Below are 13863 nucleotides of genomic sequence, written 5' to 3'. Positions count from 1 at the left end.
GCGATGAGTAGAGCATGAGCGTCACAACCGACGGATCGAGCATACTCGTTTCGGTGCCAGAAATCTACCAGTGGTCAAGAATTTTTCGCTAAACCGAAATCTGGCGAAGGAAGCCCCCAAAACCTCGATCACATCAAGCCTTCTACCTCAAAGCCTTCGCGATAATTTCGCCGCAAGCGAGCATTCGCTCCTTCGACGCCTGAGATGGTCATGGATTTGGCATCCCAAGTGAGAAGCTGGTGCGGATAACGATTCGCCAAAACGCCTAACAGGACTGCTTCGGTTAAGGGGCCCGCATAATTGAAGCCAGCCGTGGTGGGCTCACCACCCATACAAGCATCGACCCACAAGTGATAATGATTGCCGCCCGCAACAGCCTCGATCGGACTTGCTGGAAAACTAGACATAGGTATCAATTGCGGCATCGCCACGTGAGGCAATAATACACAACCCTTCTCGCCCACAAAGACGGAACCTTGGTCCGGTACATCGGTTTGTTCTGATCCGTCCTCCTTTTTAATGGTCGGCATCGGTAACGCAGAAAGATCGGGCATCGCTCCGCCATCATGCCAAGTCAATTTGAGCTCGTCGCTTGTAAAATCGGTTCCAGGGAAACGATACTCAACCGCATTCTGCAGCCCAAAGGATTCCGTAGCCGGCGTGTCGCTGTGACTGACAATGGTTTTGGGCGCACCCAGTCGTAAAGCCGTGAATACCGGATCCAAGATGTGAATTGACATGTCACCCATCGTGCCACAACCAAAGTCACACCAACGACGCCAATCGGCAGGATGATAGTGCCCCGCGCTGTATGGACGGAAAGGAGCCGTGCCTAACCATAGCTCCCAATCCAGCGTTGGCGGAACGTCGCTGGGCTTAGGGACCGGCCCTTCATAGCCCCAAGTCTTGCTGCTCCATGAATGCACTTCACGAACCCTACCAATCGCTCCGGACTGCACCAGCTTGACGGCCGAACGATATTCACGAGCCGAATGCACTTGTGTTCCCATCTGAGTAACCAAGTCACGCTGAGCGGCGACAATGGCTAACTGCCTCGCTTCATAGACGTCATGCGTCAAAGGCTTCTGGCAATATACATGTTTGTTCTGCAACATGGCCGACATAGTCGCCGCCGCATGCGTATGATCTGGCGTGGCGACGTTGACCGCATCGATCTCGGCATCCATGTCGCGCAGCATGACGCGATAATCACGAAACAGCTTTGCGTTTGGATGAAGTTTCGCCGCAACATCTAGCCGCGATTGATCGACATCACACAGCGCAACCACTTCGACTGACGGATGCGAGCTCAAGCTGCTCAAGTCAGATGCGCCCATCCCTCCGACCCCCACGCTTGCCAAACGCAGCTTACCTTGAGCGCGCGGCCCGGCTGCTTTTGCAACCGTCGTGAGCTTGGCTGCAAGGGCCAAGCCTGCAGCGGAAGTCGTCGTACCAGCGATGAAACGACGACGAGTGGAAGTGGGTGAGCTTAGAGGGTTCACAAGCGGACCTTTCGCGGAGGGATCTATAGAGCAGTCAGGTGGGTTAAGCTGGTAGTATAGTCGAATCGAGCGACGTCTGCTGAGAAGTACTTGCTGGGCAGTAAGATCCGGCGGCGGAGGTCCGCAGGCTAGCGGGGTGGCGAGCCTGAGTTTGCTAAGTTTGCTACAAACGCCCCCGCAACGCAGGCTACTTGGCAGATCTGTCCTTTAGATTGGACGACTTGCCTGGCGCGATCATCTTCAGCAGGTCGCCGATCTGACGGTGGGCTTCGATGGGATGACGCAACGGTTTGTCGATGAAAACTTCGTAGTGATTGCGTCGCCCGACGCGTTGGATCTCGATGAAGCCACCTTCCACCAAATCCTGAATAATCTTTTGGACAGCTCGTTCGGTAATGCCGACTTGATTGGCCACGTCCCGCAGCACTAAATCGCCGTGGGCATGCAGCAGAATCAGCACGTGGGCATGATTGGTTAGAAAAGTCCAACGGCTCGACGTACCAGATGCCGCCATGGCAACGGCAGAAGCAGCATTTGAGTTGGTGCTTTCTGCGGCCGATTCGGAACCACCCGCGCTGCTCGATTTGTAGGACTTAGGTGCAGTTTTCTTGGCCAATGCGATTTGCCTGGAGGATGGGCGATGACGAAAAAGGAATAAAGCCAGGCACGACCTAGGGGGTCAGCAAGTCGTGTCTCTAGTGTGGCTGGCGTCGACAAAACGTCACCAAGCCATAGCTATTTTAGCGAATTTGCATTCACGAAACAGATGGCAAAACCACCACCCCTCCCGCTAGACGCCCTTTTTGGCCCTAGAGCCTTTGATTCTTGGCCGCCACAGACGGAAAATGCAACTCCGACTCATTCAACGAACTGCAATTGACGAACTGCAATTCGTGCATAAAATGCCGCGAAGTCTAGTTCGTACCATATCAAGGTTACTACATGATTACGAGTGTCATTTTTTTGAGTTTTATCGGTTTCGGCTTTTTATTGTGCTGGAGTGCGTTTCCAGGCATCAACAGCAAAGCGACCTGCCGTTGGTTCAACGCCATGACGGCGGTGCATTTCTTCATTTCCGGCGGTTTGCTGGCCAGCAGTGTAGTCAGCCAAACTTTGCTGAGCTCCCCCTCCTGGCCGCCACTTCTAACTTTTTATTTCGACACCTTATCGGTCTTGATGCTGACGCTTGTAAGCTTTGTCGGCTGGATTGTGTGTCGATTCGCCCTGCGATACATGGACGGAGAATCACAACAGCTCGGCTTCTTTCGCTGGTCAGCTCTGGCGGTGGTGTCGGTCTCCATCATGGCAATCTCTGGCAACTTGCTGTTGTTCTTTTTTGCTTGGGTCGGTACCAGCCTCGCACTTCACAAACTTTTGCTGCTGTACCCTGAGCGCGAACCAGCGAGGTTTGCTGCTTGGAGCAAATTCACCATCAGTCGTTTGGGCGATCTGTTTCTCATTTACGCGGTTGCTTTGTTATATCGTGAACTGGGCACCGTTCAATTCGCTCAACTATTGCCCAAGCTGCAGCAGTTGGGAAATGACCCTAACGCGGTAACCATGAACCTTCAGATATCCGCATGGATGTTTGTGCTTGGTGCAATCACGAAATCGGCTCAGTTTCCTTTCCATGCTTGGCTGCCCGAAACGATGGAGACGCCCACGCCTGTATCTGCTTTGATGCATGCTGGGATTATCAATGCGGGTGGCTACCTGGTGATTCGAGTCAGTCCCTTATTAACACTAGTACCAGAGAGTTTGCAGTTCCTCACGATCGTGGGATTGGTCACCGCTTGTGGTGGCGCTATCGTTATGCTCACGGCAACTAGTGTGAAGCGATCTTTAGCGTACTCCACCATTGCGCAAATGGGCTTCATGATGTTGCAGTGTGGATTAGGAGCTTTCTCCGCCGCAATGCTGCATATCTTAGCTCATTCGTTGTACAAGGCGCATGCGTTTCTCAACAGCGGCAACGTGATTGCTGAGAGCGTTGGGCAGCCGACGCGGTTGCTCAGTCCAAAAGCAATATTGGGGTGGCGAGCCTTTCTTACCCCTGCAGCGGGCTGTTTGACGCTGCTGGCGATTGTGTGGGTGTATGCCAACAGCTTAGGGATTGGCCCGTCGCAAGAAGTTGGCGGCCTGGTGTTGCTTCCAATTTTATTAGCTGCTTTCAGTCTCTGGATTTGGCGGTTCAGCCAATCCAATGACTTTCGATTCACCGTGCAGGGAAGCCTTTGGGCGGCGGGACTTTGTTGTTTGTATTTAACGCTGTTCTTTGCGGTCGATCGATTGGTCGCTAGCAGTCTCCCCAGCGTCCGGATCGATCGCCAAAGCTTATGGTTAACGTCGATCGTGCTGGCAACCTTTGGACTACTGCTAGTGATTGATCGCAGGGCCCCCGCTTGGAAGTTCGCTCGGTGGAAGGCGGCCTTGTATATCCATGTCGCCAATGGCTTTTATGTCGAAGCGTTGATGCGACGTATCGGCCGTGCGATGTCGCAGTAGAGCTTGGCTGCCGCCGGTCGCCCTTGCTAGTGCCCCCAAGGGATACGTCCAATTTTGATTATTTCAATACATCAATCATCAACAACCAGTCCAAATCTCAAGAGATAACTTCCTTACCATTTTCCTGGAACAACTATTATGTCGACAGCCGAAGAGTTTGCGCACGAAACCAGCAACGCGTTTGGCACCGAGCATCCAAGCCAACCACCCTGCGCAAGTTCGCTTGGGCAAGAGAGCCCGCGAGCCTCGTCGCGTAGGGAAAGCTTTCACTATAACGCAGATGAAGAATTGCGTGACCTGCTGGCGAGAATCCAGAACCTTGTAGTGCCGGTTTGGCCTCTGCAAGACTACGTTGCGGTAAACCCATACTTCGGCTTTGCCGGACGTAAGTTTACCAGCACGCATCGGCTATTGCAGGCGGTTTCCGACTGTAGCTTGCTTATGCCATTCTCCTATTACCAATCGCAATTCGAAGAAGGCTTACTGCCGCAGCAAGCCATTGAATCTGCAATCCAAGAATTGAGACAAGAGGTTGCGACGGCAAGCAATTCGTCGGCTTTGTTCTCCATGTGGGATAGCGCTGAGATTGTTAAGCGGCTTCAGGAAACGAAGACCACCAAAGCAGAAGATGGAGACACAGCTCAACCAACTTCACAGCGAGTCGTCCATACGATTAGTGAATCGATGGACTTGGTCGGTCAGACTCATTGGTCGTCATTGATCGCAGATGAGGTTGGCAAGTATTGCGCGATGCAATACGACCAGGGTCAAGCGATTTGGCAGAATCCTTGGAAAGATCAATCGCTTTATCAAGCTTGGCGATCTGCGGCAGTCTTTGATCGTCGATTGGAATGGGTCGGAATTAAGGGATTGCGAAAGCTGATCAAAGATTTACCACATTCGGAAGAACATGCAGTTGCGTATTTGCTGGACCAATTGTCCGTTCCAATGGGCGTGCGTGAACCCTTGCTACTTTCAATCATATACTCATTACCTGGTTGGTTCGCCTGGACGCGATATCAAACGGAGCAACCCGCGCGTGGCAGTCGCTCGCGGAATGACTTCGTAGGGTTGCTGGCGATTCGACTAGCTTATGAAGTCGCCTTAGCCAAGGCGCATCACTTCTCGATCGAGTGGAGCAGTTATATGGTGGCGCTTAGCGCACGCAGCGCAAGCTTCTCTATTGTGTCCAAGCCGGATCAAGAAGCGGCGTTATGTTACATCCTGTTGCGAGCCAGCGAGATCGCTTACCGAGATCGGTTGTTGTACTCAATTGACGAAAAGCGGCAAACGCTAGACAGGTTGTCGAGTTCTGGGGTGCCGCCAAAGTGCCGCAAGCTAGCTCAGTTGGTTTTTTGCATCGATGTTCGCTCGGAGCGTATCCGCCGAAATATCGAACAACTGGACGAGCAAGTTGAGACGTTTGGCTTTGCAGGGTTCTTCGGATTGTCGATGGAGTACTTGCCGCTGGGGCACACGCAAGGGACCAGCCAAGTGCCCGTGTTGTTGCAACCGCAGTTCAAAGTCCAGGAAGGGTTCTGTTGCCACCTGCAATCGCCCGACGCGACGACTCAATCAGTCCAGCAAGCCACTGAGCAGCGCACCAAGATTCGAACAATCCGTTCACTTTGGAAATCACTGCAAGCCTCGGCAAGCACCTGTTTCTCGTTCGTGGAGACCAGCGGTCTGATCTACGCTGCGAAACTCCTGCAACGTAATTTAGGCTTGTTGCCAAATTCGTATCAGGCAAGTCGGTTTGATGGAATTGGTGGTGACTTGGCCTCCCTGCTAGGCCCAACGTTTGATGGGCTGTTAGAACAAGGAATAGACGAGAAACGCAAAGTGGAACTGGCGGCGTCGATCCTGCGCAACTTAGGCTTAACGGATAAGTTTGCGCAGATCGTGGTCTTATGTGGTCATGGCAGTGAAACCGAGAACAATCCTTTACAAGCCGGGCTGGATTGTGGTGCATGCGGAGGGCATACCGGTGAATCCAACGCTAGGTTTGCGGCCAAGCTGTTGAATTTGCCAGCGGTGCGCTGCGGACTTTCAGATCAAGGCATAGTCATCCCTGCCGACACGTGGTTCCTGGGCGCGCTTCACAATACGACCACCGATGAAATTCAGTATTTTGACATCGCAAGTCTGCCTGTCGCGTTACTTGGGAGTTTCGCTGAGCTAAGCAAGACCACCAAGTTGGCAACCGTTCAAAACAGAATGGAACGACTGCCGACGCTGGCGACAACAGATGAAGACGATCCGCATCGCCGAAGCTTGGATTGGTCCGAAGTTCGGCCCGAATGGGGACTGGCAGGCAATGCGGCTTTTATCGTGGCGCCACGCGAGCTGACCAAATCACTGAATCTTGAGGGGCGTTCGTTCATGCACAGTTACGATTGGCAACGCGACGAAGGCTTCAAGACGCTGGAGTTAATCATGACCGCGCCGATGGTTGTCACCAATTGGATTAACTTGCAGTATTACGCTTCAACAGTAGACCATCCACATTTTGGAAGTGGGACCAAGACAGTTCACAATGTTGTCGGTAAGTTCGGAGTTTTGTCCGGCAACGGGGGCGATCTGATGACCGGTCTACCATGGCAATCCTTGCATGATGGAAAGTCGTATCAACACGAACCGCTGCGATTGCAAGTCGTGATTGCAGCGCCTCGGTCGGCCATCAGCGGAATCATCCAGGAGCATGCTCATGTCGAGAACCTCGTCTGTAATGGCTGGCTACACTTGGTTGCACTGGATGAAGGCGGCTTCTACCGCATGACGTCCGAAGGATCTTGGGTGCAGTTAGCTTTTGGACAGGACGCTTGGGAGCAGATCCCCACATGATTAGATCTAGTGTTTTCATCCCATAGGGGGCAAAACTAGTGCGAACGGGAGTTGCACAGGCTAAAAATTGGTCTCTTTGGGCGTGGTCGCGGGGCGTGCAAATCGATACTATAGAGTTGATACGCGATTCATGCACTTCCAAAGCACAGTTGACCCGCCATGATGAAAATCGACCAATCCGCCCGCTGCACCGCCCAAGCGGCCCTGGCAAGAGCACTACGAACTGCGGCTGTATCTGCATTTCTGGGATCTGCCGTGAGCTTGTTGCCCCCTGCCCTTGCCCAAGAGAGTTCCGCTCCGCCAGCGACCGATACGGCAGACTCGCAGTCCTCCGCGGGCGTCGCCGGACAAGAAGATCTTGATAAAGCTATCGAAGCTAAACTGGACGCCAACGATTTGGACTCGTTGCAAAAGGTAATCGATTTAGCCAAATCGGCGATTGAAAAGGGACTGGACGAAGGCAATCAGTCCTTTGCCAAGCAACTGATTGGTGCTACAGCCTATCAAAAAGCCGAAGTCATTAAAAAGCAGGCGGCGCAATCGCGGCTTGGTCCTCGCGCGATGCAGCGTGTTCAGTCGGAGATTGAAACCAATTTGAAGGTCGCTTTAGAATACGACCCCACGATTGCCAGTGCGCATGAACTGATGGCCACGCTGCACTTTATCAACAATCGCCGTGATCAAGCTGTGGAATCGATCACGAAAGCCATTGAGCTGACCGCCGATGATCCGATGAAGCAGTCGGAGTTGTATTTGAATCGAGCGGTGATGCAGACCGATCCAGAAGCTCAGTTGAAGGATGTTACCAAGGCGGCGGAGATCGATCCCTCCAATAGCAACGCTTGGCAAGCTCGCGTCGAACTGCAATTAGCAAAAGAAGACAAGGAAGGTGCCTTGGAGACCATCAAAGGTTTCTTGGCCACCGACACCGATAACGAAGTCGCGATTGAAGCGGCGATCGACCTGCTGTTGCAGATCGGTCAGCCAGACGAAGCTTTGGCAATTTTGGATCAGAAGATTGCCAAACTCTCGGACTCCGTCGCCCTGCTTCGCTTACGCGGCCGAGCCAAGATGATTAAGGACGACATTGAAGGCGCGATCGCGGACCTTTCAGCGGCCATTGAGCTGTCTCCTCAAGATGTTGCAAGCTATCTATTGCGAGCTCAATCCCGGCTTTTGGCCAAGGACCCCAATCTAGATGAAGCTTATGCCGACGTCGAAGAAGCCTTGACCTTGCAACCGGGCAATATTTTCGGCCTGCAACTGCGGGCAACCATTGCTTCTTCGCAGGAACGCTATGACGAAGCGATTGCCGATATCCAGTTGTTGGTTCGTAAAGCTCCTGACAACCCCGAATTTTTGCGTCAACTAGCTCAGCTCTATCAAGCCGATGATCGGCCGAGTTTGGCGATCAAGAGTTGCGATCAGATCTTGAAAAGCAATCCGACTGACTGGCGAGCGCTTCGGATTCGCGGAGACGCGTATCTAAGCTTGGGTGAGCAGCGCAAAGCCATTGAGGACTATGAAGCTTCGCTCGCGAGCATCCCCGACACGGAAAAAGATTCGCGTTCAGGGTTGCTGAACAATTTATCTTGGGTGCTGTCCACCAGCCCTAAAGACGAAATTCGAAATGCGGACCGGTCTTTGGAGTTGGCTTTGGAAGCATGCGAACTCACCGAATACAAGCAGCCGCATATTTTGAGTACGTTGGCGGCTGCCTATGCTGAAAAAGGCGATTTTGAGAAGGCTCGCGAGTGGTCCAGCAAAGCGGTCGAAGCAGGCAAGAGCAGCGAAAGCGACCAGGTTGATCAGTTGGAAGAAGAACTCAAGAGCTACCAGGAAAACAAGCCTTGGCGGGAACTGCAAGAGACGCAAGAAGCCGAGAAACCCAACGTTCAGATTGAAGCGGGCATCGACGCTTAAAGTTGTGTGGCTCAACATAAGCATCAACGTCATCTCTGATCGTACTAGGCGTCGTAAGAGCTGCGTCCTTTGCAAAAGCTGCGCCCTTAAAGGCCTCCCATCTTCTGTGAATTTTGTGGTCCTGCCATCCACCATGGACTGGCAGATCGCAGGGGCTTCGAATAAGCTGTCTTTGATTGAGAAAAGTTTAGGCGCTACGGTTTGACCTACTTTTTCTCAATTTGAGCCGCTGAACCAGTCACTTCAGGACGTCGTAACGCTCCGACGGGTTAGATTGCATCCAGGGGTTTTTGGGGAACAAGGCGTGCAAGTTTCCTAGTGCCGTATCACTTTCAGATCGTTTTCAGGAGCTGTTCGAATGTCGGTTGATTCCGCTGTAGAACCAAACCAACAGAAGTCCGCTATCGCCAGGGCAGCCAGCGAAGCGGAATCTGACATCGTTATTGAAACTCGTGGCTTGAGCAAGATTTATCGTGACTTCTGGGGTCGCAAGAAGGTCCACGCGCTCAAGAATCTGGATATTGAAGTCCGTAAGGGCGAGATCTTTGGGCTGCTGGGCCCCAATGGTTCCGGAAAATCGACCACGATCAAATTGGTACTTGGGCTACTATTTCCGACAGCCGGGCGAGCTTTTGTGTTTGGCAAGGAAGCAACCGACGTTTCAAAAAACGAGCGAATCGGGTATCTCCCAGAAGAGTCGTATCTTTACAAGTTCCTGAACGCCGAGGAAACGCTTGACTTCTACGGACGTTTGTTTGACATGCCACCGGAAGTTCGACGCGAACGAACAGAAAAATTGATCAAGTTGGTTGGTTTGCAACGAGCTCGCCGTCGCCAGCTTCGCGAATACTCCAAAGGGATGACGCGTCGAATCGGGTTGGCTCAGTCGCTGATTAACGAGCCTGATTTGCTGGTCTTGGACGAACCGACCACTGGATTGGATCCGATCGGTAGCCGCGAAATGAAGGACTTGATTTTGAAACTGCGGGATGCAGGTAAGACCATCTTAATGTGTTCCCACCAACTGGCGGACGTGCAGGACGTTTGCGACCGAATCGCGATTTTGCATCAAGGCGACCTCAAGGAGTTGGGGCGAGTCGATAGTTTGCTCAAAGTCCAAGATGTTACAGAAATCCAAGCTCGTGGGCTTTCGGAGCAGGCGAAACAAGAAATCGCCAACATCATCGCTCGCGATAATGGCGAAATGATGTCGATGGGCAACCCGACCACGACGATGGAAGAATTATTCTTGGACATTGTTCGCGAAAGCGACGCGAAGAATGCTCCACCAGTTAAGCCATCGTGACGTAATGCCCCTTTCGCCCTCTCACCACGCAATGTGTTTGTAAATATCGATCGACTAAGCTATGCGACTTGAACCGGAACAGTTTTGGAGTTTCACGGAATGGTTTTTCACCAACAACGGGCTGCTAGATGGCTTTTTGTTGGCGTTAGTAATGATCGTTTTGGGGTTTGTGATCAGCTATTTGGTCGCGATGGTACGCTATGGCCCCGGTGAAGGCTTTTACGTAATTGCCAAGAATATCCGCGACTTGGTTTGGCATGATTTGCCGAACACGACGTGGCGGCGAACTTTTGCCATCGGAAAACTAGCTTTTAAAGAAGCTATTCGACGAAAAGTTCTAGCGGTGGTTGCCATTTTCATTGTTGGCCTGATGTTCGCTGGCTGGTATTTGGACCCTTCCAGCGATGTGCCCGTGCGTCTGTATATTTCATTCGTTCTGACAGCCACCAATTACTTGGTTTTGCTGCTAGGGCTGTATCTAAGCACGTTCAGTTTGCCCACCGATATCAAGAACAAAACGATTTACACGATCACTACCAAACCGGTGCGAGCCACGGAAATCGTGCTCGGTCGAATACTAGGTTTCGGCATGATCGGAACCGTCATCCTGCTGGTCTTGGGACTCTTGAGCTACGTCTTCGTCTGGAGAGGTTTGCGTCATACGCATGAAGTAGAACGCGTCGCAACGGCCACGGTCGATGGAGAAACGACGGCGGATCTAAGCCATAGCCACGGTATACAGGCCGGAGCTAGCCGCACGTTTGAAGTCAAAGGCCATTATCACGAGATCACGGCGGTGGATGAAAATGGTGAAGTGAAGTACGAAATTGGAGCACCTCGTTGGCCTGCGAAAGTCCCCGTCTACGGTTCGCTGAACTTCACCGACAGAGACGGCCAACGCGGACTGAAAGACGTGGGCTTGAACGTCGGCTACATTTCGGAATACCAAAAGTACATTGCTGGCGCGACGCTGATGAGTGCGATTTGGACTTTTGAAAACGTGACCGAATCACGCTTTGGCGATTCGCTGCGACTGGAAATGACGTTATCTGCCTTTCGAACAGTCAAAGGCGATATTGTCACTCCGGTGAAAGGCACCATGATCTTTCGCAGCGCAGATGAAAATGCAACGGTGGAAAGCGAACGGCAACCCTTCGAAGTCAAAGAGTTCGAAGTCGATGAGTACGAAATACCTCGCAAGATGAATGGCTATGTAAATGGCGTCGCACAAGAGATCGACCTGTACGATGATTTGGCCAAAGACGGCCGTTTGGAAGTCATCATCCGCTGCGAAGACACCGGCCAGTACCTTGGCATGGCCCAGGCGGACATGCTGCTGCGGGCTGGTGACCGCTCTTTCGCCTACAATTTCGCGAAAGGCTATGTAAGCATCTGGTTACAAATGATGATCATCGTCAGCTTCGGCGTCATGTTCAGCACATTCCTGTCTGGTCCCGTGGCGATTGTGGCTACGATGGCTGCATTGATGCTAGGTTTCTTCGGTGGCGCTATCGAGTTGTATTTTGAAAAACCAGAGTACAGCGGAGGTGGACCCATCGAGGCCGCCATACGTATGGTTACCCAGAAGGGCAGTATGCACGATTTGGACTTAGGTAACTCTGCATTGGAAGTGGCCATCCAGCGGATCGACCAAGGGATGATGAACAGTGTGAGATTGTTGACCGGAGCGGTTCCCAATTTCAACAACCTTGGAACTTCGGACTTTGTGGCGTACGGAATTGACCTGTTCGACGGCTTGCTGCTCAGACACCTGGTCATTGCGTTTGGATATTTTACTACGGCATTCATTGTCGGATACTTCTTCCTGAAGACACGGGAGATTGCGGCATGAACAATAAGCAATTTGTACGTAAACTGTTTTACATCGGCGCGATTGCGGTCCTGCTGATTCCGCTTTATTTGCTCGGCCAGCCCTCGGTGAAACGAGACGGGCAAATCACAGGCGGCGGCGAACTAGCCCAACTGCGGCATCGTTATGACATCGGACAAGCCGACATTGGCCAAATTGATCCGGCCAGCGAGAGCATGCGATTGGCGACATTAGGCATGCGAGGTATCGCTTCGGCTTGGCTGTGGCAAAAAGCAGAATATTACAAAGAAGAGAAATACTTCGACCGCTTCTCTGCGACGCTGAATCAGATCGCTTTGTTACAACCTCACTTTGTTAAGGTCTGGGAAAGCCAAGCGCACAATCTCTCCTACAACGTTTCGCATGAATTCGATGACTACCGACAGCGATACGCCTGGGTAAAGAAAGGGATCGATTATTTGATCCGCGGTACCAAGTACAACGAACGCCAACCCATCTTGCAGTGGCACCTGGGCTGGTACACCAACCACAAGCTTGGAAGGTCGGACGAGAAGACCCAGTTCCGGCAACTTTATCGTGAAGACAACGAATTCCACGAGCAGTTGATCTCCGAAGGCCTCTCGAATCTACGCAGCGAAGCGCTAGGAGCAGACCGTAAGCCTGACAACTGGCTGACCGGTCGACTGTGGTATTTGAAAGCGTACGATTTGGTTGCTTCCGGTGCGATCATCAACAAGAACGAAGTACATTTCTATGCCGAAGCACCTTGGTCGCAGATGTACTACAGCGAAGCGATTCAGGACGAAGGCATCCTTGATGACCGCTCGCGATTCGCCTGGAGTCGCGCCAATGAAGCTTGGCGTGAATTCGGCAATCGCGATATCCTGACCAGTTGGGGCGACTCCGTTCAACTTCGATCTTTGGATCGATTGAACCAAAACCTAGCAACCTTAGTGGAAAAATTTGACGAGCAAACGGTAACAGCCAAGCAAGACTTGCTGACAAGTCTTCGCGATTCCATGACCGACGACGAGAAATTTGTTTTGGATACACCGGAAACTCAACTAACCCTTGAGCAGCTTCAATTCAAAAAGTATACCCTCGGGCGTTTCTTCTCGAATCGATTCGACATCGCGAGGTTTGTTCCTGAAGCAGAACGCAGCAATGTGATCAGCCTTGTATCATCGATTCGCGCGATCGAAGAATCCATCCAGCACACCGAAGCTTATCGCGATATGTGCAACTACCGTTACTGGGAACTTCGCTCGCAGGCAGAACAATCGCCGGTGACACTTGCAGCCCGCAGCCAAGTCTATAAAGCGGACCAGTACATCGCCACCGCCGACTTACGCGCTGCCACCGACCTGTATGAGAAGGCTTGGTTGAATTGGCGTGCGGTATTCCATCGGTACCCAGAAATGATGTTGGAGAACATCGCCGACGATCTGATCAAGGCCGTTAATCGCTATCTTTCGGCCACCGATTCGGAGCTGAACGAGGATTTTGTCTTGTTCGATTTCATGCGATTCCGAGCCGTGCGCGATGCGAATCGAGCTGATGTTCGCAACAATGATTATTTCCAACAACTACTATTGGACGCTCCGCGATGGGAATCCGCGATGGATCAACCGGCGCTTCTGGAAAACGATCACGTTCCGCTACCGATTGGTGTGAAGGATGGTCAGCCCATCGCTCCCGCTAATCCTGTAATCCCCAAGACCACGACTCTAGCAAACCCATTATCGGCAACTCAAGAGCCGACTGGGCCAGCGCCTACGGTACAAGAACCAACTTCTGCTTCAGCACCTAGTGGTTCTACTGGCGATGAACCAATCGCAACCGAGCCGGACCAACCATCGGTCATTCAGAGCAACCGTCCTCCAGCACTATCGCCGCCGCAGTAGCACCAAGCACTCCGACTTGCCTTCGGAGTTTTGACATTAGATGCTTCC

The 13863-nt window shown here is 52.2% G+C and carries 8 protein-coding genes; 6 read left to right on the top strand and 2 right to left on the bottom strand.

Translation table 11 applies throughout. The annotated features are described in order from the left end of the window. Nucleotides 1–128 precede the first annotated feature (128 nt). Nucleotides 129–1502 carry a Gfo/Idh/MocA family protein gene (locus tag SH302x_RS00415; RefSeq protein WP_479366530.1) on the bottom strand — a complete coding sequence of 458 codons (1374 nt, stop codon included), beginning with the start codon at nucleotides 1500–1502 and terminating at the stop codon, nucleotides 129–131. Between the two features lie 187 nt (nucleotides 1503–1689). Beyond that, nucleotides 1690–2118 carry a helix-turn-helix transcriptional regulator gene (locus tag SH302x_RS00410; protein ID WP_479366528.1) on the bottom strand — a complete coding sequence of 143 codons (429 nt, stop codon included), beginning with the start codon at nucleotides 2116–2118 and terminating at the stop codon, nucleotides 1690–1692. Between the two features lie 326 nt (nucleotides 2119–2444). On the opposite strand from SH302x_RS00410, the gene SH302x_RS00405 reads away from it, so the two are divergent. The 6 genes from SH302x_RS00405 to SH302x_RS00380 all read left to right on the top strand — a co-directional run bounded on the left by SH302x_RS00405 (nucleotide 2445) and on the right by SH302x_RS00380 (nucleotide 13815). Continuing rightward, complete coding sequence (locus SH302x_RS00405) at nucleotides 2445–4007, top strand: proton-conducting transporter transmembrane domain-containing protein (RefSeq protein WP_479366527.1); 1563 nt, start codon at nucleotides 2445–2447, stop codon at nucleotides 4005–4007. A gap of 138 nt (nucleotides 4008–4145) precedes the next feature. Then, nucleotides 4146–6851 carry a YbcC family protein gene (locus tag SH302x_RS00400; protein WP_479366525.1) on the top strand — a complete coding sequence of 902 codons (2706 nt, stop codon included), beginning with the start codon at nucleotides 4146–4148 and terminating at the stop codon, nucleotides 6849–6851. 159 nt (nucleotides 6852–7010) lie between these two features. Then, a complete protein-coding gene (locus SH302x_RS00395; RefSeq protein WP_479366524.1) occupies nucleotides 7011–8774 on the top strand; it encodes a tetratricopeptide repeat protein in 1764 nt (587 codons plus the stop codon). 358 nt (nucleotides 8775–9132) lie between these two features. Next, nucleotides 9133–10080, top strand: coding sequence for an ABC transporter ATP-binding protein (locus SH302x_RS00390; protein ID WP_479366522.1), 948 nt, complete (start codon nucleotides 9133–9135; stop codon nucleotides 10078–10080). Nucleotides 10081–10141: 61 nt separating this feature from the next. After that, complete coding sequence (locus tag SH302x_RS00385) at nucleotides 10142–11932, top strand: ABC transporter permease (protein WP_479366521.1); 1791 nt, start codon at nucleotides 10142–10144, stop codon at nucleotides 11930–11932. Further along, entirely contained in the window at nucleotides 11929–13815 is a 1887-nt protein-coding gene (locus SH302x_RS00380; protein WP_479366519.1) for an NADH-quinone oxidoreductase subunit E, read from the top strand. The genes SH302x_RS00385 and SH302x_RS00380 overlap by 4 nt, the downstream gene beginning before the upstream one ends. The last annotated feature ends 48 nt before the right edge of the window (nucleotides 13816–13863 follow it).

The organism is Njordella calcicola, from assembly GCF_056494125.1.
The sequence above is the reverse complement of the archived record's forward strand: the minus strand, read 5'-3'. Positions and strand labels throughout refer to the sequence as shown.